This is a genomic window from Victivallis vadensis, from assembly GCF_003096415.1.
Classification (GTDB): domain Bacteria; phylum Verrucomicrobiota; class Lentisphaeria; order Victivallales; family Victivallaceae; genus Victivallis; species Victivallis vadensis.
Genome location: NZ_QEKH01000011.1, coordinates 102157 through 123486, shown reverse-complemented (window position 1 = coordinate 123486; position 21330 = coordinate 102157). Strand labels below are relative to the sequence as shown.

General features: G+C 59.8%; 20 protein-coding genes. 5 read left to right on the top strand and 15 right to left on the bottom strand.

The window, feature by feature from the left end:
- Positions 1 to 14: 14 nt before the first annotated feature.
- From C8D82_RS22110 to C8D82_RS08400, 3 genes are all read left to right on the top strand, one after another.
- Positions 15 to 143, top strand: coding sequence for a hypothetical protein (locus C8D82_RS22110; RefSeq protein ID WP_261798368.1), 129 nt, complete (start codon positions 15 to 17; stop codon positions 141 to 143).
- Positions 140 to 313 (top strand): hypothetical protein, encoded by a 174-nt coding sequence (locus tag C8D82_RS21155; protein ID WP_165832939.1) that lies wholly within the window; start codon positions 140 to 142, stop codon positions 311 to 313. Before C8D82_RS22110 ends, C8D82_RS21155 begins: the two co-directional genes overlap by 4 nt.
- 233 nt (positions 314 to 546) lie before the next feature.
- Positions 547 to 1713: a type III PLP-dependent enzyme gene (locus tag C8D82_RS08400; RefSeq protein ID WP_116883826.1), complete on the top strand. Its 1167-nt coding sequence runs from the start codon at positions 547 to 549 to the stop codon at positions 1711 to 1713.
- 205 nt (positions 1714 to 1918) lie between these two features.
- Here the strand turns inward: C8D82_RS08400 and C8D82_RS08395 are convergent, their stop codons facing one another.
- Together C8D82_RS08395 and C8D82_RS08390 are read right to left on the bottom strand one after the other, a co-directional pair.
- Positions 1919 to 2221: a HepT-like ribonuclease domain-containing protein gene (locus C8D82_RS08395; protein WP_165832938.1), complete on the bottom strand. Its 303-nt coding sequence runs from the start codon at positions 2219 to 2221 to the stop codon at positions 1919 to 1921.
- A gap of 26 nt (positions 2222 to 2247) precedes the next feature.
- Entirely contained in the window at positions 2248 to 2541 is a 294-nt protein-coding gene (locus C8D82_RS08390) for a nucleotidyltransferase family protein (RefSeq protein WP_116883824.1), read from the bottom strand.
- 523 nt (positions 2542 to 3064) lie between these two features.
- Here C8D82_RS08390 and C8D82_RS08385 point away from each other — a divergent pair.
- Positions 3065 to 3463 carry a hypothetical protein gene (locus C8D82_RS08385; RefSeq protein WP_116883823.1) on the top strand — a complete coding sequence of 133 codons (399 nt, stop codon included), beginning with the start codon at positions 3065 to 3067 and terminating at the stop codon, positions 3461 to 3463.
- Positions 3464 to 3469: 6 nt separating this feature from the next.
- On the opposite strand, the gene C8D82_RS08380 is transcribed toward C8D82_RS08385, so the two are convergent.
- The 10 genes from C8D82_RS08380 to C8D82_RS08335 form a co-directional block, all read right to left on the bottom strand.
- Positions 3470 to 3970, bottom strand: a complete 501-nt coding sequence (locus tag C8D82_RS08380; protein WP_116883822.1) for an adenylyltransferase/cytidyltransferase family protein — start codon at positions 3968 to 3970, stop codon at positions 3470 to 3472.
- Complete coding sequence (locus C8D82_RS08375) at positions 3963 to 4442, bottom strand: deoxycytidylate deaminase (protein ID WP_116883821.1); 480 nt, start codon at positions 4440 to 4442, stop codon at positions 3963 to 3965. The genes C8D82_RS08380 and C8D82_RS08375 overlap by 8 nt, the downstream gene beginning before the upstream one ends.
- Positions 4443 to 4566: 124 nt before the next feature.
- Complete coding sequence (locus C8D82_RS08370; RefSeq protein WP_116883820.1) at positions 4567 to 5661, bottom strand: glycosyltransferase family 2 protein; 1095 nt, start codon at positions 5659 to 5661, stop codon at positions 4567 to 4569.
- The gene (locus C8D82_RS08365) at positions 5658 to 7454 is read right to left on the bottom strand and encodes a hypothetical protein (RefSeq protein ID WP_116883819.1); all 1797 of its coding nucleotides are present in this window, start codon (positions 7452 to 7454) and stop codon (positions 5658 to 5660) included. The genes C8D82_RS08370 and C8D82_RS08365 overlap by 4 nt, the downstream gene beginning before the upstream one ends.
- Before the next feature lie 179 nt (positions 7455 to 7633).
- Positions 7634 to 8974: a tRNA (N6-isopentenyl adenosine(37)-C2)-methylthiotransferase MiaB gene (miaB, locus tag C8D82_RS08360; RefSeq protein WP_116883818.1), complete on the bottom strand. Its 1341-nt coding sequence runs from the start codon at positions 8972 to 8974 to the stop codon at positions 7634 to 7636.
- Positions 8975 to 8978: 4 nt separating this feature from the next.
- Positions 8979 to 10100 carry a glutamate 5-kinase gene (gene proB / locus C8D82_RS08355; RefSeq protein WP_116883817.1) on the bottom strand — a complete coding sequence of 374 codons (1122 nt, stop codon included), beginning with the start codon at positions 10098 to 10100 and terminating at the stop codon, positions 8979 to 8981.
- 50 nt (positions 10101 to 10150) lie between these two features.
- Positions 10151 to 12013: a DUF8201 family protein gene (locus C8D82_RS08350; protein WP_116883816.1), complete on the bottom strand. Its 1863-nt coding sequence runs from the start codon at positions 12011 to 12013 to the stop codon at positions 10151 to 10153.
- Entirely contained in the window at positions 12010 to 13692 is a 1683-nt protein-coding gene (locus tag C8D82_RS08345) for an O-antigen ligase family protein (RefSeq protein WP_165832937.1), read from the bottom strand. Before C8D82_RS08345 ends, C8D82_RS08350 begins: the two co-directional genes overlap by 4 nt.
- A gap of 200 nt (positions 13693 to 13892) precedes the next feature.
- Positions 13893 to 14546, bottom strand: coding sequence for a type II secretion system protein (locus C8D82_RS08340; RefSeq protein ID WP_116883814.1), 654 nt, complete (start codon positions 14544 to 14546; stop codon positions 13893 to 13895).
- Positions 14547 to 14889: 343 nt separating this feature from the next.
- Entirely contained in the window at positions 14890 to 15534 is a 645-nt protein-coding gene (locus tag C8D82_RS08335; protein WP_116883813.1) for a type II secretion system protein, read from the bottom strand.
- 112 nt (positions 15535 to 15646) lie between these two features.
- Here C8D82_RS08335 and C8D82_RS20630 point away from each other — a divergent pair, with 112 nt between their 5' ends.
- Positions 15647 to 15862, top strand: a complete 216-nt coding sequence (locus C8D82_RS20630; RefSeq protein WP_133245114.1) for a hypothetical protein — start codon at positions 15647 to 15649, stop codon at positions 15860 to 15862.
- A gap of 577 nt (positions 15863 to 16439) precedes the next feature.
- On the opposite strand, the gene C8D82_RS08330 is transcribed toward C8D82_RS20630, so the two are convergent.
- The 3 genes from C8D82_RS08330 to C8D82_RS08320 are packed head-to-tail and all read right to left on the bottom strand — an operon-like array spanning position 16440 to position 21308.
- Positions 16440 to 17438 (bottom strand): Lnb N-terminal periplasmic domain-containing protein, encoded by a 999-nt coding sequence (locus tag C8D82_RS08330; protein WP_116883812.1) that lies wholly within the window; start codon positions 17436 to 17438, stop codon positions 16440 to 16442.
- On the bottom strand, positions 17435 to 19345 hold the full coding sequence (locus C8D82_RS08325) for an esterase/lipase family protein (protein ID WP_116883811.1): 1911 nt from the start codon (positions 19343 to 19345) through the stop codon (positions 17435 to 17437). The genes C8D82_RS08330 and C8D82_RS08325 overlap by 4 nt, the downstream gene beginning before the upstream one ends.
- The gene (locus C8D82_RS08320; RefSeq protein WP_165832936.1) at positions 19338 to 21308 is read right to left on the bottom strand and encodes an AI-2E family transporter; all 1971 of its coding nucleotides are present in this window, start codon (positions 21306 to 21308) and stop codon (positions 19338 to 19340) included. The genes C8D82_RS08325 and C8D82_RS08320 overlap by 8 nt, the downstream gene beginning before the upstream one ends.
- Between the last annotated feature and the right edge of the window lie 22 nt (positions 21309 to 21330).

The following is a 21330-nucleotide window of genomic DNA, read 5'->3' as shown; positions in this document are numbered from 1 at the left end:
CAGGAGAACTCAACGTGTTCAACTCGAAATTTTTCACCGTCATGATCATACTGACCGTTCTGGCGCTGGGAGCCACCGTGGTTTTCCAGTCGCTGGAAATGAACGAATACAGCCTGTTTCAAACCATGTTCGGCTCCAAATGACCGGAACGGTTCGGACAATCGGGACCGCCGCTTTCCTTGCGGCGGTCTTTTGCATTCTGGCGCTGCTCTCCGGCTGCACGGAGGCGGAGCGCCGCGGTTACAGCAGCATTCCGCACAACACGCCGGCCAGTTGGGAAATCAATCCCTACGGCGACAGTTTTCATAATTGATTCCAGAAGCCGCCATTCCGGCGGCTTCTTCCGGCAAAACGGAAAAAAAGCCTTTTTTTCCGTTTTGCCGTTTGCATTACCGCAATAAGGAATTACCTTAGGCGTTGTCAAAAAAGCCGGCATGGTCCGCCGGGCTTTGCAGCCGCACCGGGAATCCGCGTTCCGAAATAAACGGAAGGCTCCGGTCATTGAGAAACAAGAACGTTCGAGTGTACGAAAGGTCGAAAAAAACAATGCGGATTGACGTTCTGGACTATTACGCGAAGCAGGATTGGCAGCTGATGAAGCAGGAAGCCGATCGCCACCCCACCCCGTTTCTGGTGGTCAACCTCAACATCGTGAAAATGAAATATGAAGAGCTGCTTCAGCATTTTCCCTTTTCCAGGATTTATTACGCCGTCAAGGCGAATCCGGCGACTGAAGTTCTGGAACTGCTCCGCGATCTCGGCTCGTGTTTCGACATCGCTTCGCGCTATGAACTGGACCGGGTGCTTTCGCTCGGCATCGAGCCGGAGCGCGTCAGTTACGGCAACACCATCAAAAAGCCCGCCGACATCCGCTACTTCTACGAAAAGGGCGTCCGTCTTTTCGCCACCGACAGCGAAGCCGACTTGCGCAACATCGCCAAAGAGGCTCCCGGCGCGCGCGTGTTCTGCCGCATCCTGACCGAAGGCAGCGAAACCGCCGACTGGCCGCTTTCGCGCAAATTCGGCTGCCACCCCGATATGGCCATAGACCTCGTCCTGCTGGCCCGTGAGCTGGGGCTTCAGCCGTGGGGCATCAGCTTCCATGTCGGCTCCCAGCAGCGCGACATCGGTGCGTGGGACTCCGCAATCGCGAAGGTACGTTATATCTTCGACTACCTCGAAGGCGAAGGACTGAAGCTCTCGATGATCAACATGGGCGGCGGCTTCCCGGCCAATTACATCTCCAAAACCAATGAGATGAATGTCTATTCGGAGGAGATCACCCGTTACCTCGAAGAGGATTTCGGCGACGACTTCCCCGAAATCATCCTCGAACCCGGCCGTTCCCTCGTCGGCGAATGCGGCATTCTCGTCTCCGAGGTCGTGCTGATCAGCCAGAAGTCCAGCATGGGCGTCGACAAATGGCTCTACCTCGACACCGGCAAGTTCAACGGCCTGATCGAAACCTGGGACGAAAGCATCAAGTATCCGCTCTACTGCGAAGCCCGCGGTGAACCGTGCGAGGACTTCATCATCGCCGGGCCGACCTGCGACAGTCAGGACATCATGTACGAATACTTCCGCAATCCGGTTCCGGCTTACATCAAACCGGGCGACCGGATCTACTGGCTCAGCACCGGAGCTTACACCTCCAGCTATTGCTCCGTCGAATTCAACGGCTTCCCGCCGCTGCCGGTCTACTTCGTCAAATAATGCCTCCGGCGGCCGGGGGGCGTTTCGCCTCCCGGTCCCCCGACCGGCAAGGTGCCGGACGAGGTGTGGCGGAACCAGCTCCGAGCAGGGGTTGAATAATGTGATGGCCGGTGATGTCCGCAATATTCACCCTCTCGAACAACCGCCCGGCAGTCAGCAGGCGATCAGAATCCGGCCGATACCGCAAAGATTTTCCGAAGGACTCTCATTCGGCGGATCGGATTTTCTGCAGTTGTTCGTACAGGACCGGCAGGTCCCGTTGGGCCGAAGTCCATACCAGTTGGTAATTGGTCTGAACATAATCGTGGATCAGGACATTCCGCATGCCGGTCACGAGCTTCCACGGCACTTCCGGGTGCGCTTGATACATTTCCGGGGACATGCGGCCTGCCGCTTCTCCGAGGATCAGAAAGTTGTATGCGACCGCATCCTGCCGCAGCGGGGAAGCCATGAAATCTTCACGGGTACAATCCGTAGCCCCGAAGATTTTTTCAATTGCTTTCAGCATATGGCTGATTCGCTGGCGGTCGCTTGTCATAGGGCCACCATGTCTTTTTGAACGCCCGCCCCGAAGTCAGGATCGCTCAGCGAAGTGGATGGGATCACATCAACTTTGCATTTCAGCATGTCGGAAAGCGCCTGCTGCATTCCGATCTGATCGAATAAGGACGCATTGTCATTGAATTCCGCGAGAAAATCAATATCGCTTTCCGGCGTTTCTTCTCTGCGGGCGCACGAGCCGAATACGAATATGCGGGAAACATGATGCCGATGTGCAATCCGGCGGATTTCCGCTTTCAGCAATTGTAATCGGTCGAGCTGGCACATTGTCACATCTCCTTGCAGTTGTTGCACGAATGCTTCTCAAGCAATATAATGCAAATTGTCCGAGTTTCAAGTTCCGGGGGGCAGGTCCCGGCGAAAAGCGCATGGCCGCTCCTGTATTTGGGCTTGAACGTGTGGTTGCAGTTCAGTTGTACGCCGCAAAAATGGCAAACCGGCCTTGGCAACGGCAACAAATATATCGCACCGGCTTGATTTTTATTGTTGAGCGGTTAGATTAACAGCGAGTATCAATTTTGCAGGAGCTGAATATAAGAACCAGGTAATCCGTTTTTTTGACAATTTAAGATTGTTACCACATTATAAAGGAATGTGGCGTGCTTTGGTACGCCACTCTTTTGTGTTTGCGAGCGGGCTTGCAAGTGCCTACGGTGCCACATAAAAGACGGCGTACCTCTTTTTGTACGCGGAAAGGACAAACATGTTGGAATGGCTGACCCGCAGGAAAACACCGCAAGAGCCGCAGCAATCCTCAGATACTCCGGTTCCACAAAGTCCATCGCCCGAGATGGAGAAACTCAGAGCGCGGATTCAACAAAACCTCGATGAATCCGACCGGATTCGGAAAGCCCAGAGCATCCTGCAGCGCAATCCCTCCTCCGAAGAGCTTCTGACCCATCTGCACCGCACCGATGCCGACATCCGGATTCTGCGGAACTACTTCCGCCACGACCTCCGCCGCCAGAAAGTCCGCCTGAAACTGGAATATATGCAAAGAAAATGGGAGCTGAAAAAGACCCGCCTCCTTTTCCGGCAGGAGCAGGAATTCGCCCGTCTCACCCGTTACGGAAACACCGACATCCGACTTCTGCTGCTGGGCGTCTCCGACTCCAGGCGCGCCAAGCGGCTGTTGAAACTGCGGAAGTTGCTGGGCGAAATTCCCCGGAGCGCGCCCGGGAACGAATAAAACCCGTCACTTCGTCTCGGAAGCTCGGATTCGCTCCACGATCGTCGTGGTGGAAAATCCGGGGATGAAGGGCTTGAAGCAGACTTCGGTTCCGGCGCTTTCCAGCGCGGCCCGTTCCGTCGGGTCAAGTTTGTCGAGCGTGTAGTCGCCGCCCTTCACATAACGGTCGGCGGCGAGCGCCGCCAGCTCCCGGTCGCAGCGGCTGCCGTCGAAAACCACCACCGCATCCACCGACGCGAGCGCCGCCAGCATATAGGCGCGGTTGTATTGATCGATGATCGGCCGCGACGGCCCCTTCAGCGACCGCACCGACGCATCGGAGTTGATCAGCACCAGCAGTGCGTCCCCCAATTCCCGCGCCTCATACATGTATTCGGCGTGGCCGCGGTGCAGAATATCGAAGCAGCCGTTGGTGACGACCAGCGTTTTCCCGTCCCGCTTCAGCTGCTCCCGCCACCGGACCGCCGCTTCCAGCGTCATAATGCAGCCGGCCGGATTCTTATTCATGTTTCATCTCCTTTTCCAGCGGGCGCACGATCACCCCCGCCTCATGCAGCAGCCCCATCGAGACATCGTCGATCGAATAGTGCTGGTGATAGACCACCTCGACGATTCCGGCGTTGATGATCATCTTCGCGCACAGCAGACAAGGACTGAACGTGGTGTAAAGCGTCGCCCCCTTCACCGCGATCCCGTGATAGGCGGCCTGCACGATCGCGTTCTCTTCCGCATGGCTGCATACGCACTGGTGCAGATTGGTCCCGGAGGGGGCGTCGGAGTTGCACCGGGGGCAGCCGCCGTCGGAGCAGTTGCGCACTCCGCGCGGCGTGCCGTTGTATCCGGTCGAAATGATGCGGCAGTCGCGGACCAGCACCGCCGCAACCTGGCGGCGGCTGCAATTGCTGCGGGTGGCGGCGACATGGGCGATATCCATGAAATATTGGTCCCAGGACGGGCGCGGCGGACGAACTGTATTCATAAAGCCTTCTCCTTAAAGATTTCCTTACAATATAACACCGTATTCCCCGAAATGCGAATTTTTACGGAAAAGCCCCCGGGATTTCACTCCTACGGAACGAAATCCCGGCTTGTACTGCGGAGGTTTATCGATTATCGGAAAGTGAGTGCAGCAGCCGCAGGGTTTTGAGTCCGTCGAACCACTGGTGAAACGCGGCGAGACGCGCTTCACCGGTGGCGGGAGTGTTTGCCAGTACCTGCGGCCAGTTGGCGGCGAATTTGTTCTGCGTCAGAAACTGCCGGATGGGGGCGGGAAGGCCGGCGAGGAATTTTGCCGGCTCTTCCAGTGCTCCGGGGCGGGCGGCGGCGGCGAGCAGGGTTTTGAGCCCGTCAAAGGGGGTGTCCGGGATTTCCGGCACCGCGCCGCCTTCGAGCAGCTTGCGCACCGACGGACCGGTGCCGAAGGGAACCCGGTCCGACGGCCGGGGCGACGGATGGACCAGCGCCCGGCCGAGAGTTCCGACCTTTCCGGTCTTGGCGACTGCCTGCAGGAAATAGAAATCCTCGCCCCCTTCGCGCACGCGCATCCCGCCGGCGCGCAGATAGGCGGTGGCCCGCACCGCGAAGGCCGAACCAATGGTCTGGAACGCATACGGCGAACCTGCCTGCCGCAGCCGTTCGACGTAGTTGTCAAGATAGCGTTCGTATTCGCGGATCGCCCGCTCCAGCTCCGGCGTCTCTCCCGGCTGGTGGCGGACACGGATCGACAGCGCGGCGTATTCGGGATGCCGATCGAACTCCGCCTCGGTCGCGGTGAAGTACTCCGGTTCGACCGGGGAATCCGCATCGAGCGACCAGAAAAGCGCCTGTTCCACATTCTCCGGGGTCAGCGTGGCGAGGCAGGCGTCCATGCCGAGCTTGCGGGCGCGCCCGACGCCTCCTTCGAGGTCGAAGGCGGTGAAATACGCCAGATGCGGCAGCGGAGACGTTCCGTGCTCCAGCCGGGCGGTGAGTCCGGCATTGGCCGCCTTGCGCTCCGGCGAGGCATTCGCCGGGTGGTTTATGACCAGCACCACCAGCGTCCGTTCGATGCCGGGAGCCGCCGCGAGGCCGGCGAGGGTCGCATCGATGTAACCGTTTTCATCGCAGACCGGAATCACCACAAACCGGGTGAAGCCGGTATGGTTCAATTGCGGAGCCGGGTTTTTGCGCAGGTACTTCTGGAAATCGTGCGGTTTCATGGTTTCAGGCGCGCCCGGATCGCATCGGCCAGCGGCCGGAATTTTCTTTGCAGGATGCCCGCTTTGGCCAGACTGACCAGGAAGGCCGCGATGAAGAACAGCAGACTGTAGAAGATCACGCCCGCCCCGCGCCACGGCAGCAGGTCGAACCAGCCGTAAACTGCGATCGAGCCCCAGATCAGCAGGATCAGCGTGTCAATGGCGGCCGGAATCCAGAAACGGCGCAGCAGGAAAAGAAGCGCCGTCAGATAGAGCGCCGTCAGATAGCAGAAATACAGGAGCCCGCCGGGGGAGGCGCACCAGAAAACGGCCGGCACGAACAGGGCGACCGCCGCGATCAGCCCCGCCGTCTGCAGAATCCGGTGACGGTAAATCCAGCCGGTCAGCAACAGCGCGGCGGTGAAACCGAGAAAGAACGGATAGGGCAGATCGGGCAAATGGGGCTCGAAATATCCTCCTGTTGCTCCGACGACCCAACAGAGCAGCAGCAGCAAACTCCACCAGCGCCGTTGCAGCCAGGCCCACGCCGACAAGCCCAGAGTGACCAGTGCCGCCCCCGGAATCAGGATTGCGCGGGGAGAAACGGAGCCGGAGCCGGAATTCAGGTAGCTGCCGAACTGGAGCCACAGGAACCAGATCAGTGCGATTCCGGCCGGAATCCATGCCTTGCGCATTCCCCGGAATCCGGCATAACCGGTCAAAATTGCCGCCGCCAGCATCGGAGGCGCGAAGCCGGAGCCGTGCTCTCCCCAGACTGTGCGGAAGAAGAACCATTCCAGACTGGACATCTCGCTGGTCAGGGAGCTGCCGAGCAGAAAGAATGCGAAAATGCCGCCTCCGAGAATGACTGACGCTTTGTGCCGCTGTTGTGCGGTGATCGCCGATTCCAGAAAGAGGAGCGTTGCCGCCAGCACGATCGGCAGAACCATCCAGAACCCGAAGCCGGTCTCCATGCGGCTGTAATTGCCGACGCCGCGCCCTCCGTAAAAGGAGATGCTCAACAAGTAGGTCCGAATCAGTGCGGCGAAGGCGGGAAAGCCGAACATTACGGCGGGCAGGAGCTTCCACGGCGTTCCGTTTTCCACGGAGAAACTCTTCCGGCGCACCAGCTGCAGCAGCGGCAGCTGGATGACGGCAAAGAGCAGCGGAAACAGGATAATGCCCCGGATCACCGGCATTTTGCTGTCGGGATACTCCCGCAGCAGCTGCGACAGCGCAAAGGGCCACAGGAAAAAGAGCGCCAGCTGCAGGTAATAAACGATCCACAGCCATCTGCCGAGCTTCAGGCCGATACCGCGCCGGACGTATTCGGAGACCGCGGCGACGAAGCAGAGCGAACCGGCCATCCAGACGAAGCCGACTTCGGGGCGGTCGATCACTTTGTCGTCGAGACTGGCCGACAGCGCCAGCGGCAGCGCCAGCACGATGAAGAGCAGCGAACGCGCATCCTCCCACACCTTGCCGTGGCGGACGATGAAATTCGCGGTCAGGGCGCAGAGTGCGGTGTAACCGGCGAGGATCGCGACCGGAACTCCCGTTTCCATCCAGATGTTCTGCGTGTCGAAAAGGATGGTCGAGGCGTAGAGCGCCAGCGCCGCACTGACCAGATAGAGCGGGTTGCCGCTCCACAGCAGCCTGCCGATTTCGGAAGCGGTCAGGTCGCGTGAGAAAAAAGTGGAAGACTCTCCCGCCGGAGGCGGGGCGGAAGAAGCCCGGTGCGGAAGACGCAAGCTGGTTTTACAGGAATTGGAATCCGGTTCTCCGGATTGCTTTTCGCCGGAAATTTCGTTCATGACCCACCTCCCGATGATCGTTTGAACAGCCCCCAATGACCCCTCAATGCTATTATACCTCAGAGTATGGCAATATGCAAGTGGTAAAGGGCGAAAATACGCCGTGTGCAAGTTTCCTGAATGGGGATTTGCATACAGCGTGAAAATGTGAGGTCGGGCACGGCAGGCGCGTGCGGCTCCTAAACCAGTTCGCCGAATAGAGAGACGCTTCCGGCGCGGGTCACGGTCACGGAGCGCAGCGTTCCGGCCTGCAATCCCTCCTCCGGCTCGAAATGGATCAGCCGGTTGGTGCCGGTTCGTCCGCACCAGCGGGCCGGATTCCGGGGGCTGACCCCCTCGACCAATATCTCCTGCGTGGTGCCGATCTGCTGTTTCAGGAAGGCTTCGACACGGAGCTTCAGGTCATTGAGCAGGATCTGGTTGCGTTCCTCCTTGACCTCCTGCGGAACCGAATCCGCAAGGGCGGCGGATCTGGCTCCCGGGCGGGGCGAATATTTGAAGATGAAGGAGTTGTCGAAGCCGACCGTGTTCATCACCTCGCGGGTCTGCTTGAAATCCCCGTCGGTTTCGCCGGGGAAGCCGACGATCACGTCGGTGGAGAAAGTCACATCCGGCATGGCGGCGCGGATGCGGTTCACTACCTCCAGATAGGAATCATGGGTGTACTGCCGGTTCATCGCCTTGAGCATCCGGTCCGAACCCGATTGCAACGGCAGGTGGATGTTGTGGCAGACCGTCCGGCTTTTGGCGATCGCGTCGATCAGCCGCCCGTTGAAGTAGGTCGGATAGGGCGAGGTGAAACGGATGCGCAGCAGCTCCGGAATCCGGTCCAGTTCTTCGAGCAGTTCCGCAAAGGGGGAACTGCCGTCTTCCGGCGGATTGGTGTTGCCGCCGAGTCCGTAGGCGGCGACATTCTGGCCGAGCAGCATGAGCTCGCGGGCTCCGGCGGCCACCAGCTCGCGGGCCTCCCGGACCACATCGCCGGGATCGCGGCTGATTTCACGGCCGCGCACATACGGCACGATGCAGTAGCTGCAGAAGCGGTTGCAGCCGCGGGTGATCGCGATCTGCGCGTGCCAGTTCCGCACATCTCCGGCAGGGCGGTAATGACTGCCCATACCGGTCAGCACCGCTTCGGATTCATTGAGGCTTGCGACCTGCCGCCGGTCGGCCCGGATCGATTCGATCAGCGGGACCAGCGTATGCAGCTGCCCGGTGCCGAGCACGAAGTCGAGGTGGGGCAGCTCTTTCAGGAGGTCGTTGCCGAGCCGCTGCGCCATGCAGCCCATCGCGCCGATGATCAGTTCGGGATGCTTTGCCTTGAGCTTTTTCATAAAGCCGATCTTGCCGATCGCCTTGCGCTCGGCCTGCTCACGGACGCTGCATGTGTTGAAGAGCAATACGTCGGCCTGTTCTTCGGAGTCGACCATCGTGTGCCCCGCTTCCACCAGCATCCCGGCGAACGCTTCGGAGTCGCGTTCGTTCATCTGGCAGCCGTAGGTTTTGATAAAGATTTTCATGGATTTACAGCAGTGTCAGGTTGTCGCGGTGGATCAGTTCATCGTCCACATTCGGGCCGAGAATGGCGTGGATCTCGTCGGAGTGGCGGCCGCAGATCTTCAGGCAGTCGGAGGCCTCGAAGTTGACCAGCCCGCGCGCGAAGGGGACGCCGTCCGGTCCGGAGATTTCGACCGCGTCGCCCCGCTTGAAAACGCCCGATACGAACTTCACGCCGGAGGGCAGCAGGCTTTTGCCCTGCTCTTTGACCGCCCTTGCCGCCCCCGCATCGACCAGCAGCACGCCGGAAATCCTGCTGAAAAAAGTGATCCACCGTTTGCGCCCGGTCAGGCGGTGGCGGCGCGGCAGGAAGACCGTCCCGACGTCCTCGCCGTTCATGATCGAATTGAGGATGCCTTTGACCCGTCCGTCGGCGATCCACAGATATTCCCCGGCGGCGGTCACGATCTCGGCGGCGCGCAATTTCGAGCTCATGCCGCCGATCGAAAATTCCGAATTGTCGGTGTCGCCCGCCATGGCCTTGACCGTTTCGTCGAGCGACTCCACCACGCTGATCCGGTCGCCGAGCACGCCGTCGACGCGTTCGCGCAACCCCTGCTCGGTGGTCAGGATGATGGTCAGTTGCGAATCGGTCAGCGACGCGAGCATTCCGGCGAGCGTGTCGTTGTCGCCGAATTTCAGCTCGTCGACCGAAACCGGGTCGTTCTCATTCACGATCGGCAGCACGCCGTTTTCCCACAGCGCGTTGATGCAGTTCATCACGTTCAGATACCGTTTGCGGCTGCGCAGGTCGTCGGCGGTGAGCAGCAGCTGGGCGGTCTTGAAGTTCCGCTTGCCGCACTCCTCGTCGTAGATCGACATCAGCCGGGACTGCCCGATCGCCGCGAGCGCCTGTACCTGCGCGAGCTCCTTCGGGCGTTTTTTGAGCCCGAGGATGCGCATTCCCATGCCGACCGCGCCGGAGGAGACCAGCAACACCCGGCTGCCGTGGCGGCGCAATGCGTCGATGCCTTCGACCAGCTCCGCGATCGCTTCCTGGCTGGTGAGCAGGCGGGTGCCGGCCTTGACGATGACCTGCCGGGCCTGTTTGACGACTTCCCGGCGGATGGCGAGATTGTTATGTTCCATAAAACTTCCGTTTTGTTGAATTGCAGTAATCCAAGTAATATACACCGCGGTCAGTTGACTTTCAACAGCGTATAAGCCCCCGTGCCCGGAACTTCCACGAGAGTCAGCGCGCCGTCCCGCAGCAGGGTGCGGAGGTGCCCGGCGAGCCTGGCGTTTTCTTCGTTGTAGGCTTCGAGATAATCCGGGTCCTGACTGCTTGCGCCGATCAGCAGGTAGTCCGCCCCGGAGTGCCGGATCGCGGAGAGTGTTCCGGCGGCATCCGCCGGAACCGGGGTGAAGTGCGCCTGCTGGAAACAGGGCGTGCCGATCCGGTATTCACGGGGAACGTAGAGCCCGCGCCGCTCGAAGACCAGCAGCAACCGGCTGTCGGCGGGGATATGTTTGCCGATGTATTCAAGCATGGTGAAATATTCCGGATCGCGCGCGGCGAACGACAGGAATTTTACCGGTTCGCGTGTTGAAAGCGTGTGCAGTTTCCACGCCTGCCGGTAGTGGTTGAAGCCGGGCGGGAAGATGCTGAAAGCTGCGGCCGCACCGATCGCGATCAGACAGAGCCGCCGCTGTTTCATGGTAAGAAGCGGCATCAGGAAACCGGCGCCGAGGGCGGCGAGAAAGAGCAGCGGGTACAGAAAGCGGGTCTGCTGCGAACTGAACGCCCAGAACAAATAGAGCGCCGATACCGCGAAAACCGGGTAACGCAGTATTCGGAACCGTCCGGGCGAACGCCTGCCGGTCAGCCATGCCGCCGTCGCGGCGGCCGCCGCCATCAGCAGGAACTGCCAGCCGAAAGTCACGCCGTCGAACGTCTTTCGGTCGAACGCCGCCAGAATCCAGCCTGACAGAATGCCGGAAATGCCGGAGAGGCCGTAAAGGTGGCTGCCGAGTTGAGTGTGGTAAAGTTCCACCTCGGCGGCGGGAGTTCCGGGGGCGAACAGGAACGAGCCGTAGGGATAGAACGGATTGCCGGTGCAGAGGAAAGTGCGCAAATAGAAGGGAGCCATTCCGAGCACGGCTCCCGCCGCATAACAGCCGAAACGCCGGAGACGGTCGCGGTCCAGCGTGCCGAGCCACAGGAAGAAAAGCGCCAGCGACACCCCGCCGCCGGTCAGTTTGACCGCCGCCGCCATGCCGGAAAAAAATCCGAGGTACAGCGCCATCGGCAGCGGCTGCTTCCGGCAGAGCCGCAGGGCGGTCAGCCCGGCGAGGAGATTCAACAGGATATAACCTTCCGCATAGGCGTTGCGGTTCATCACCGGCGTGACCGGAGCCAGCACGACTGCCAGCGTCAATATGGCCGCCGCAACCTTGCCGCGCCGCTCCAGCAACAGATAGAACCACGGGAAAATCAGCAGATAGCTGCTCCATACCAGCAGCCGGGGCATCAGCACTCCGCCGAGCTTGCAGGGGATCAGCAGCAGGAAGTGGTTCATCGACGCCAGCGCCGAATAAGGGTTGTCCGGCAGGACCGCCGCCGAGCCCTGCGCCAGATAGCGGAAGGGAAGGGCGGCCTGATAGACCTGTTCATCCCACGCATAAGGCAGGCAGAGGGCCGAACCGAGGGTGAACACGCCGAAGCCGGCGGTGAACAGCAGCAGCACCGGCTGCTTGAAGATGCCGGAGAGGTCGCGGCGGAGCCGGAAAGCCCCGTAGAGAGCCGCAGCTCCCGAAACGGCCCAGAGTACAGGCCGGGGAGCCATCGCGACCAGAGGGGCCGCAAACAGGCTGCAAAGGGCGATCAGGTCGAGCCCCAGCACCGTCAGAAGCAGAACGCGCAGAACGGAACGGCGGATGGCGGGAAATGGAAGCGTCGCCAGTACGCCGATTCCGTACCCCGCCGCCAGCATAAGCACCGAAGCAATCAGCGCGATCGCCGGCGGTTGCTGGAGCTGGGCGAGATGCAGTTCAAGGTTCATCGCTGTTTCTCCAGGCCTTCCCGGAGCAGCAGCGGCGAATCATCCCAGAGGGGATTGCGGAGCAGCAACGGAAAATCAGCCGGCGTCAGCCCTTTGGCCGCCATCACGGTGTGGAAACGCTCCTCCGCGGCGCTGACGATCTCCGGCGAAGCGTTGCGGCGGAGCACCATCAGTGCGAAGCCCGCGTTGAGCCCGCTCAACGGGAAATTGCGCTGTTCCCGCTCGAAGTAGACCAGCGCTTCCTTCTCCCGGCCGGAGGAGGCCAGCGCGCGCGCCATCAGCCCGTTGGCGTGGGAATAATTGGAAAGTCCGAGCCGCTTTTCCAGTTCCCCGAACGCATCTGCCGCGGCGACCGGATCTTTGCGGTCGAAGAGTTCGATGGAGCCTTGAAACAGATAAGCCTGCGGCGTCGGCTTGACGTTCAGGCTCTTTTGCAGGTCAGCCGACGCTTTCGGAATATCCCCCCGGTCCCGGGCCAGCCGGGCGGAACGCAACGCAAGCCCGGAGGCGAAATTTCCCCATGCGATATATACCCCGGCCAGTATGCAGAACAAAGCGGCGATCCGGCGGGCGCGAACGGGGATTGCCGTTTGGACCGGTTCCGGGCGGGGAGCGCCGGACTTCCAGAACATGCCTGCCAGCAGCAGAAAGATCCCTCCCGCCAGCGGAGTGGAGAGCAATACGTCGAGCTGGCCGTGGAGCAGCAGCACCAGCGCGGCAAAGGCAAGTCCGAGCCCGATCCGGTCGAAGCTCCTGAGCCGGATAATGCCGCGGACCAATACCGTGATCAGCAGTACCGCCCAGATCAGGCCGATGACGCCGAAGTTGGAGAGATAAAGCAGAATCTCGTTGTGCGGATGGGGGTGACGGTCGGCGACGAACGGGGTTCGGAAATAATCCTCCGGCAGATAATGGGGAATCACGTCCTCGAACCGCCCCGGTCCCACTCCGAAAAGAATATTGTTGTTGACCAGGTCGAAAGCGCCGCGCCAGAGCTGGATGCGGGAATCCGCATTGAGTTCCGCCGCGATCGGAGCCGGGGGCGCAAGCATGACGGTCAGGAACAGGGCGACTCCTCCGGCCGCGACGAGAATCGCGGGAAGCACCCTGATCCGGCTGGTCGCTCCCAGCTGTGAGCAGAGCAGCACCAGCGCGGCGCCTGGAATCGCGATGATGGCGGCGCGGCTGGTGTTGGCCGGAAAAAGCAGCCACAGCAGAAAAACGGCGGAAGAGGCGGCGGTCAGGATCACAAGCCGGGCGTGTTTCCGGCACAGCAGCAGGAACGGGAACGGCAGGGAAACGGCAAGAAGGGTCTGATTCCAGTTCCAGTTCCCGGATAAACCGATCGGTTCCAGTTTATGAAAAAACTCGTTGAAGTTGATGATCAGAGTAATAACGGCAAGGCCGGTAAAGAAAAACGGGAGCTGCCGTCTCCAGCTGTCGGCCCAGGCGCAGCCCGCCAGCGGGAGCAATAGGTAGAAAAGGGCGACACAGAAACGGTCGGAGGGGCCGGATAGCCGGAATTGCTGCACGGTAGCCAGCAGGATTCCCGCTCCGGTCGTCAGCAGCAGCCAGCGTGATAAGCCATCTTTCAGCCAAAGGCCGGACAGAAAGCCGGGACGGAGAAAGATCAGCGCGGCGGCGAAAAAAGGCAGGACATTCAGGTCAACAAGAGGCACATCCCCAAAATAGGGGACGGAACCGAACAATACTTTTCCAAATCCCAACGGATAAGCAGTAAAACACAATAGAAAAAGAGAAGCAGTTGGAAAGGTAAAGAAGTTATTGTTCATGGACTTGGAATGAGAATGAAAAATGGAGGGCATTCAAATAGCCCTCCATTTCATTATTTGTGATCAGAAGTCACAAATTGAGTTTATTAGCTACCAGAGCCCACACGCTTGTCCTTGGCGTAACCAAAGGTCTGAGTTGCACCAACATTGGTCTTGCTGTGCCAGTAAGCGCCATCAGTGATGAACGCGTCATCAGTCGCCATTTCCTTCTGACCGGTAAAACCAGTCACATGACCGCCCTGGAAGAGGACGTTGCCATACTTGGAGTGATTGGCCTGGCCACCATTCGACTTACTTGCAGTCTTGATCCTGTCGGCAGCGATACCGGAATCCGCACGGCCATAAGTCGCCGAATCGCCCTCCATCATACCACCGGCATAGTAGTAGTCACTGAGGCTGCCTTTCGTGCCTGCAGTACCATTCTCAGTCAAAGCCTGGGTGCCACTGCCTTTGGTGGTGGTGGACGACGGACAGATGTAAATGCTGTAGTCGGTCAGGTAGTCATTGACACGCAGAACTTCAAAACCATCGACACCCGCATCAGAGGGCAGACGGCTTTCGAAGTCGATCGAGTAGGTCTTCAGAGAGGTACCGATCTGCTTCAGGTTGCTGGTGCAGGAAATACGACGGGCCTTCTCACGGGCCTGGTTCAGAGCCGGCAGCAGCATACCCGCCAGAATCGCGATAATCGCGATCACGACGAGCAGCTCAATAAGGGTGAACCCACGACTTTTTTTCATTTTTTATCTCCTTTGATAATTTCTGTTTCGGCGTCGTCCACTGATTCGTTTCAATATTTGAACAAATAGGAACAGCTCCGCGCTCGTTGCTTATATTTTAGCAAAAAAATCCGAAATATGCAAGACCGAAACCATTTATTTTTCGACTTTTTTTGCCTTTTTTTCATAAAAACCCCGTTTTTTGAGGTTTTTGGGAAAAAATATTCGCATGAAACGCGGTTCAACACCGATTTAGGTTATCAAGGAGTTTATATGTCGTTCAGGTCTTTCTCCGGTTTATTGAGTTTTACTTCTACCGGAAACCGGAGGAGACCTCCGGTCCGATATTACTTTTTCTGAAAACTTAGTCACCTTCTGCCGCTTCACCGCCTTCGTCCGTACCGCCGGAGAAAGTCATGGTATAACCGGCATTTTGGACGCTGTTCCAAGCTCCGGCATTACTGACGGTAATGCCTCCTTTGGAGACGGACTCAGCAGCAGTCCCGGTAAAACCGGTTACATGACCGCCCTGAAACAGGATTGAACCATATTTGGAATGGTTGGCTTGACCGCCATTAGAGGCTTGGCCGCTGTAACCGCTTTTGTCGATTGCAATACCGGAATCGGCTCTGCCGTACATGGCGGAGTCACCCGCCATCATATTTCCAGCAAAGGCATAGTCGGCGTTCTCGGCTTCCAGTTCGTCGGTTCCGGAGCCTTTCGTGGTGGTGGAGGACGGGCAGACATAAATAGCGTAATCGGTCAGGTAATCATTGGCGCGCAGAACTTCAAAGCCTTCGGCTCCGGCCAGAGAGGGGAAACGGCTTTCAAAGTCGATCGCGTAAGTCTGCAATGAGGTGCCGATCTGCTTCAAGTTGCTGACGCAGGAAATGCGGCGGGCTTTTTCACGGGCCTGATTCAACGCCGGAAGCAGCATGCCCGCCAGAATCGCGATAATCGCGATAACGACGAGCAGCTCAATAAGGGTGAACCCACGAGTTTTCTTCATTTTCCAATCTCCTTATAATCATTTTTGGGCTGCTGCCTGTTGAAATATTCCAAGTGTGTTTGGAATGTGAGCAGTACCATCTAACTATTATTATGATTAAAAAAGACCCGATATGCAAGTGCTGAAATCATCTTTTTTTAGAAAATTTTCGCCTTATTTTTTAAAAATCCCGATTTTTTATGCGGCAAGGTGGCGGCAAGGTGGCGGCAAGGTGCCGCTGCCGGGTGCGCCCGCCAATGCCCCTCCGGGGGGCGTGCGGGCAACTAGTACAGGCGAAGCATCGGTCGGTCAGCAACACCATTTACGCGGCGCACAAATAAGGCCGTAACACCATTTACGCGGCGCACAACAAGCGCGGTCAGCGCCGCGAACGAATGTGAGGGAATTACTTGCGGCAGCAAGTAACGAGGAACGATAGTGACGAAGCCGAACGTAGTGAGCGAAGCCCCTCCGGCGTAGTGAGCGCAGCGAACGCTGAGGAGTTGACGGGCGCAGCCCGGCAAGTAAGCGGCGAAGCCGCGCCCGCGAGCGGAAGTGCCCTGCAACCGGACCGGCCTCCGCCACCGGCGAGGGGGTCCGGGGGACGTGCGCGACGTCCCCCGGAGCCATCCGCAGGCCGGAGGTGCGGTGCTCGCTACCCTCCGGGCACCTTGCCTGTTCTTGCGCTCAAAAGTTGTTACCCTCCGGGCACCTTGCCTGTTCTTGATGCAATGACAAGCCAACCATAAAACTCACGCGTGACTGGAAAGCGGAGATGAATCTTACTCCCGCGAAGCGGGAGCAAGCCCTTCGGGCTCCGCACTCCAAGGTTGCCGTCCGGCCTTTCCGGGCATTGTGTCCACGGACTGGCACGGAAAGCACGGAAGCTCCAAGGGGGCCGCGCGGCCTTACTGATTGAGGTAAAATCAGAGATTCTGCCGAATTGCGGCGGAATAGTCGGAAACCGGCGCACCCAGATACTGGTTTACGTAACGCCGCTTCTTCAGCTCGGGAAAACTCTCGCCGTCCCGGTGTTTCAGATAGCCCAGTTCATAGAGGAGCTGGTCGGATTCGCCGTTGAGCAGCAGCCGGATGTCTCCTTCGAAACTCGGGTTGATCAGCCGCAGCAGCGGTGCGAGACTGGTGGTGCAGTTCTGCGTGATGCTGTTGTAGTAGGCCGGCTCCCGGTACAGCCGGTCGGCGCCTTCCAGCAGCAGCCGGAACATCTGCCGGGCCTGTTCGGGCGTCGCGTTGGTGCGGTAGAGATAAAGCTCTTCGCCCCGGTAGTCGGTGCGCAGCTTGAAAAGGTCCTCCTCGGTGGCCAGCACCATGATGATTTCGTACTGCTTGTAGAAGCCGGGCAGGAACCCCTGCTCCTTGCCTTCCGGCAGGCGGGTTTCCATCGACAACGCCAGATAACGGCCGTCGGCAAAGCCGAAACTGAGCATGGTATGGGCGATCTTTTCCATGCCGTCCCAATGGGAGACCGCGACGTCGACGGTCCGGACCTGATCGATGTCGTAGGTGCCGTCGATATAGTGGATGTCGTAATCCTCGGGCGTCCGGTACTTGAAGTCGCGGATGTCCCGGACCGCGGCGAGGGTGCCGTTGAACGCCGTCTGCGGCATCCGGCCCCACGGCCGCTGCCACTTCGTGTCGCGGAACTGGCGCTCCGGCGTCAGGGCGGCGAACCAGACGATGACGGCCAGCTCCAGACCGGTCAGCCCGTACCAGTAGTTGCGGTTGCGGAAGCCCAGCGTCAGCAGCGCCGCCGCCAGCAGCAGGAAGATCACCGGACCGATGCCGGCCCAGATCGTATAGTGGACCGCGCCGGTACACCAGAGGGCGGCCAGTCCGAGCAGGACGGCGGAAAGCGGTTTCAGGATACGGCGGCGGCAGACGGTCGACAGGGTTTTGAAGTTCATGGTTCCGGATTCAGGTTCTTGGGAAGTTCGGGCGAATCGATTTTGAGGTCGGGATACTGCTTGAGATGCTCCAGCAGGATGCGGCGCATCTCCTGGATCGCCAGCGGGTTCTGCTGGACGCTGTGGTCGGATTTGACCACCAGTTCGCTGGCCGCGCCGTCGAGGTGGCTGCTGCTGTACGGGACGATTCCGTCGGAACCGCCCGGCGCTCCGGCGAATTTCCGGTTGCCGATGATGGAGTGATACGGAATGCCGGAGACGAAGGGGATCTTGTTCAGCAGCGACATGGTCTTGTCATCCGGGTCAAGGTTGTCGATGCCGGTGTGATGCCTGGAATCGTTGGGCATCAGGTAGCCGTGCTGCATCAGGTTGCCGATGAGCCCTTCGCCGTCCTTGACCAGGGAGCTCGGCAGGTGGATCAGGGAAGCGCCGAATTGGCCGAGAGTGCTGCGGGCCAGAGTGGAACCCCGGTGCGGCACCGCGATGAAGATCACCCGCTTCACGAAAGGCAGGGCGCTGAAGTCCAGCATCCGGCTTACGAAGTCCCGTTGGTCGGGGGACAGGTTGTCGAGGGTTCCCTTGTAGGAGCTGCCCAACAGGGGCTCGATCAGGCGGTTGTCGGCATTCATGATCAGGGTTTTGCTGAGGAGCCCGCCCATGGAATGGCCGACCACGACCATCCGGTTGAACATCTTGTCGGAGAGGCCGGTGGCTTTAAGCCGCTCGGCTTCGGTGTTGAGGTCATCCCGGAGCATCTGCGCGGAGTAGAGCACCGGATTGCCGCTGGAGTAGGAAAATCCCCAGAACTGATAATATTTGCGCAGCACCGGATCGTTCTGCAGCGTGTTGATCATCTGCATCCAGGTCCGGGTGTTGGACATCAGCCCATGCACGAACACCACCGGAATCCGGTCGTCGCTGTACGGCTCCATCATATAGAGCCCCTGCATCCGGCGGGTTTTATCCGGGTTGAGCATGTATTCGAGGTAGCCGAATGGAGGAGGATTGCGGACCATGTAGGCCAGCGGAGTCGAAAAATCCAGTTCCAGCGGAATTTCATTCCGTCCGACCCGGGTGGAATCGATATTACGCGAGTCCAGAAATTCCAGCCGGGCGGTCACGTCGTCCCACCTGTTGTTGTTCTGATCGAAGCGGATGGCCAGCGTCGCGGGCAGCGCCTGCTGGTCGGCGAACCGGGCGGCATCCGCCTCGGAATGCGGTTTGATCTGGCAGATCAGCGGCGCGCCGATCCCGAACCGGCGGCTGACATGGGTCAGGTTTTCGGGGCGGTAGTCGGCGCAGAGCAGGAAGTCCGAGTAGCTGCTCTCCGGCAGCGGCAGCCGGTAGAGCGGCGCTGTGAAGGTGACCTTTTGCCCGCCGATGGAGGTAAGCTCGAAAGAGTTGTTCCGGTAGAGGTCGCGTTTGTGCAGATAAGCGAAAATTTCGGTGATGGCGACATTGTAGATGCGGATCATGGTCACGCGCTCTTCGCTGTAGGGGCGGGAACCGGGATCGTCCAGCGCGACCAGATAGCCGTAACTGTAGAGCGCCGCGGCGAGGTAATACTGGATCGCGAGATCCGGTTTGGAAGCGTACCGCAGTCCGAGGTTCAAGGCGGAATCGGCCAGCGCGCACAGGTATTCCGGCCGCGGCTCGTTTTTGAACAGCTGCTGGAGCCGGGAGATCAGCGCCGGCGGATCGTCCTCGTAGAGATCGGTCAGCAGGAAGTTGGCCAGCAGGTTGCTGGTGTCCTGAGTGATGCCTTCGCCGGTCGTGTTGATGCCGTAGTTGACCCGTTCGCGGGGCGAAACCCGGCTGACGGTGATTTCGCTCATGCAGCCGCCCGCCGGCAACAGCAGCAGCGGCAGCGCGGCAAGGACGAGCAGCCTGAATAGAATATTAGCCATGAATACGATCCTTTCCCGATGAAGGGGCCCGCCTCAGTTCACCGAAGCAGTTGTAAATTTGCGGCACCAGGTATTTGATGATCGAGGAGGCCGGAATGGCGAGGATCATGCCGGGGATTCCGGCGAAAATCGCTCCCAGCAGCACCACGATGATGGTTTCGAGGGTGGTCAACCCGAGCGACTCCCCGATCACGGCCGGGTAGAGAATGAATTGCTCGATCACTCCGTTATAGATAAGGTATACGGCGATGATCGCCGCGAGCTGGGCGCCGGTGGCGCTCGAACCGCCGACGGCCAATGTGACCAGCACGGTCAGCATCGCCGACAGGATCGGGCCGATGTAGGGCAGCAGAATGCCGCAGCCGGCCAGCATGCCGAGGATCGGAAAGTAGGGGACACCGAGGAAGAAAAAGGCCGTGGTGTAGACCGTCGCGTCCACCAGCATCAGCGTCAGGTAGCCGCGCACCCAGACCCGCAGCTTGAGCAGCATGCCGCCGATGATCCGCTGCGCTTCGGCGATGGTGTCCTCGTCGGCGTCGGGCAGCCAGTTGCCGTTGAAGACGGTCCTTACCAGATATTCGCTCTGCTTGTCGGCGCTGCTGCCTTTCTCGCAGAATTCGGCCAACTTGGTCAGGAAGAGCAGGAAAAAGAAAACAGTCAGCAACAGGTCCGCCAGAATCGCGCCGATCATGCCGAGTACGCCGGCGGTGAAAGAGAAGATGCCGCCGGTGCGTTTGAGCAGCATGCCGGCCAGCTCGCGCTGGGCGGATTCATCGTTCAGCAGCTTGCTGATCTGGTCCAGCCCGAACCGGACCAGCGGCAGGTTCTCGAACCGGACGCGCAACTGTTCCAGATAAAGCTGCCCCTGCGAAAGCAGCCGCTGCGCGCCGGTTTCGGCCAGCTGGGTTTCACGGGGGGAGGGGGTGAAGCCGAGCTGCCGGCCGCTGTCGGCCGGCGGAGACGCAACCGGAGCGGAGGCGGGGGCGGCAACCGGCGGAACGGCCGGTTCCGGGGGAGGATCGGTGAAGGTGCGCTCCGTCCATCCTTTGACGGAATTGGTAAGATTCAATACATAGTGATGGGTCACCGAGGAGAAGACCAGCAGCAGTGCCAACAGTGCCAGCACCAGCACGCCGGTGGTCATCGAAACCGCCTGTGTGATCAGTTTGCGCTCCGCTTTGAGCTGAACGGATTCGGCGTCCTCTTCCGGGGCGTCGTGCGCTTTGCGGCTGATCCGGCGGGAGATGCTGTGCAGCGGCCGGGCGAGCCAGCCGGTCAGGCGGAAGAACAGATAGCCGAGCCCCTTGCGCGCCCGCAGCCGCCGTTCGAAGAATTTTTCCACCGGCAGCAGCAGATAAGCGGCGATCAGCCCGAAGATTACCGACCGCAGCAGCGTCGCGGTCAGGATGAAGACCGCGACCACGATCACCGCGACCAGGATTCCGGCCCCGGAACGGATGATTTTCTGCCGCCGGACCCGTTGCGCCACGACATCTTCAGTCAGGGCGTCCAATTCTTCCGGCGTGAATTCGAGGCGCTGCCCGAGCCCGTAAATCAGCGCGTGGTTCACATCAAGCCCGGTACTGTCGGCGGCGAGCGCCAGCAGCATGCGGAGGATTTTCTCGCGTTCGAGTCTGGGCAGCGGCAGGAAGACCGGCGCGGCCTCTTCCACCGGAATCGGATGCAGGCTGCGCAGCTCCGTGACGAAGTGCTCCACTTCAAACGGGGAGTGATCGGCCGACAGAATCCGCCGCAGGGTGTCGAGGTCGCCTTCGGAGAGCGGCCCCCGGCTTTGCAGGATGCTTTTGACCAGCGCCAGCAGAGTACGCCGGGCGGCGGCCTCCTCGCTGTTCTCGCCGGCGAAGCGGAACAGTGATCCGAGCCCGGATATGGTGTTGCGCAGAGAGTGCTCCAGACGGCCGCGCAGCCGGACTGAACCGGACAGTTTGGAAAAATTCATCATTCTTTCAACTTTCCTCCAGTCC

What these genes read in the sequence shown, in the direction of transcription:
- C8D82_RS21155 (WP_165832939.1), top strand. Translation starts at nt 140, where the DNA reads ATGACCGGAACGGTTCGGACAATCGGGACCGCCGCTTTCCTTGCGGCG.
- C8D82_RS08400 (WP_116883826.1), top strand. Translation starts at nt 547, where the DNA reads ATGCGGATTGACGTTCTGGACTATTACGCGAAGCAGGATTGGCAGCTG.
- C8D82_RS08395 (WP_165832938.1), bottom strand. Translation starts at nt 2,221, where the DNA reads ATGCTGAAAGCAATTGAAAAAATCTTCGGGGCTACGGATTGTACCCGT.
- C8D82_RS08390 (WP_116883824.1), bottom strand. Translation starts at nt 2,541, where the DNA reads ATGTGCCAGCTCGACCGATTACAATTGCTGAAAGCGGAAATCCGCCGG.
- C8D82_RS08385 (WP_116883823.1), top strand. Translation starts at nt 3,065, where the DNA reads ATGGAGAAACTCAGAGCGCGGATTCAACAAAACCTCGATGAATCCGAC.
- C8D82_RS08380 (WP_116883822.1), bottom strand. Translation starts at nt 3,970, where the DNA reads ATGAATAAGAATCCGGCCGGCTGCATTATGACGCTGGAAGCGGCGGTC.
- C8D82_RS08375 (WP_116883821.1), bottom strand. Translation starts at nt 4,442, where the DNA reads ATGAATACAGTTCGTCCGCCGCGCCCGTCCTGGGACCAATATTTCATG.
- C8D82_RS08370 (WP_116883820.1), bottom strand. Translation starts at nt 5,661, where the DNA reads ATGAAACCGCACGATTTCCAGAAGTACCTGCGCAAAAACCCGGCTCCG.
- C8D82_RS08365 (WP_116883819.1), bottom strand. Translation starts at nt 7,454, where the DNA reads ATGAACGAAATTTCCGGCGAAAAGCAATCCGGAGAACCGGATTCCAAT.
- miaB (WP_116883818.1), bottom strand. Translation starts at nt 8,974, where the DNA reads ATGAAAATCTTTATCAAAACCTACGGCTGCCAGATGAACGAACGCGAC.
- proB (WP_116883817.1), bottom strand. Translation starts at nt 10,100, where the DNA reads ATGGAACATAACAATCTCGCCATCCGCCGGGAAGTCGTCAAACAGGCC.
- C8D82_RS08350 (WP_116883816.1), bottom strand. Translation starts at nt 12,013, where the DNA reads ATGAACCTTGAACTGCATCTCGCCCAGCTCCAGCAACCGCCGGCGATC.
- C8D82_RS08340 (WP_116883814.1), bottom strand. Translation starts at nt 14,546, where the DNA reads ATGAAAAAAAGTCGTGGGTTCACCCTTATTGAGCTGCTCGTCGTGATC.
- C8D82_RS08335 (WP_116883813.1), bottom strand. Translation starts at nt 15,534, where the DNA reads ATGAAGAAAACTCGTGGGTTCACCCTTATTGAGCTGCTCGTCGTTATC.
- C8D82_RS20630 (WP_133245114.1), top strand. Translation starts at nt 15,647, where the DNA reads ATGCAAGTGCTGAAATCATCTTTTTTTAGAAAATTTTCGCCTTATTTT.
- C8D82_RS08330 (WP_116883812.1), bottom strand. Translation starts at nt 17,438, where the DNA reads ATGAACTTCAAAACCCTGTCGACCGTCTGCCGCCGCCGTATCCTGAAA.
- C8D82_RS08325 (WP_116883811.1), bottom strand. Translation starts at nt 19,345, where the DNA reads ATGGCTAATATTCTATTCAGGCTGCTCGTCCTTGCCGCGCTGCCGCTG.
- C8D82_RS08320 (WP_165832936.1), bottom strand. Translation starts at nt 21,308, where the DNA reads ATGATGAATTTTTCCAAACTGTCCGGTTCAGTCCGGCTGCGCGGCCGT.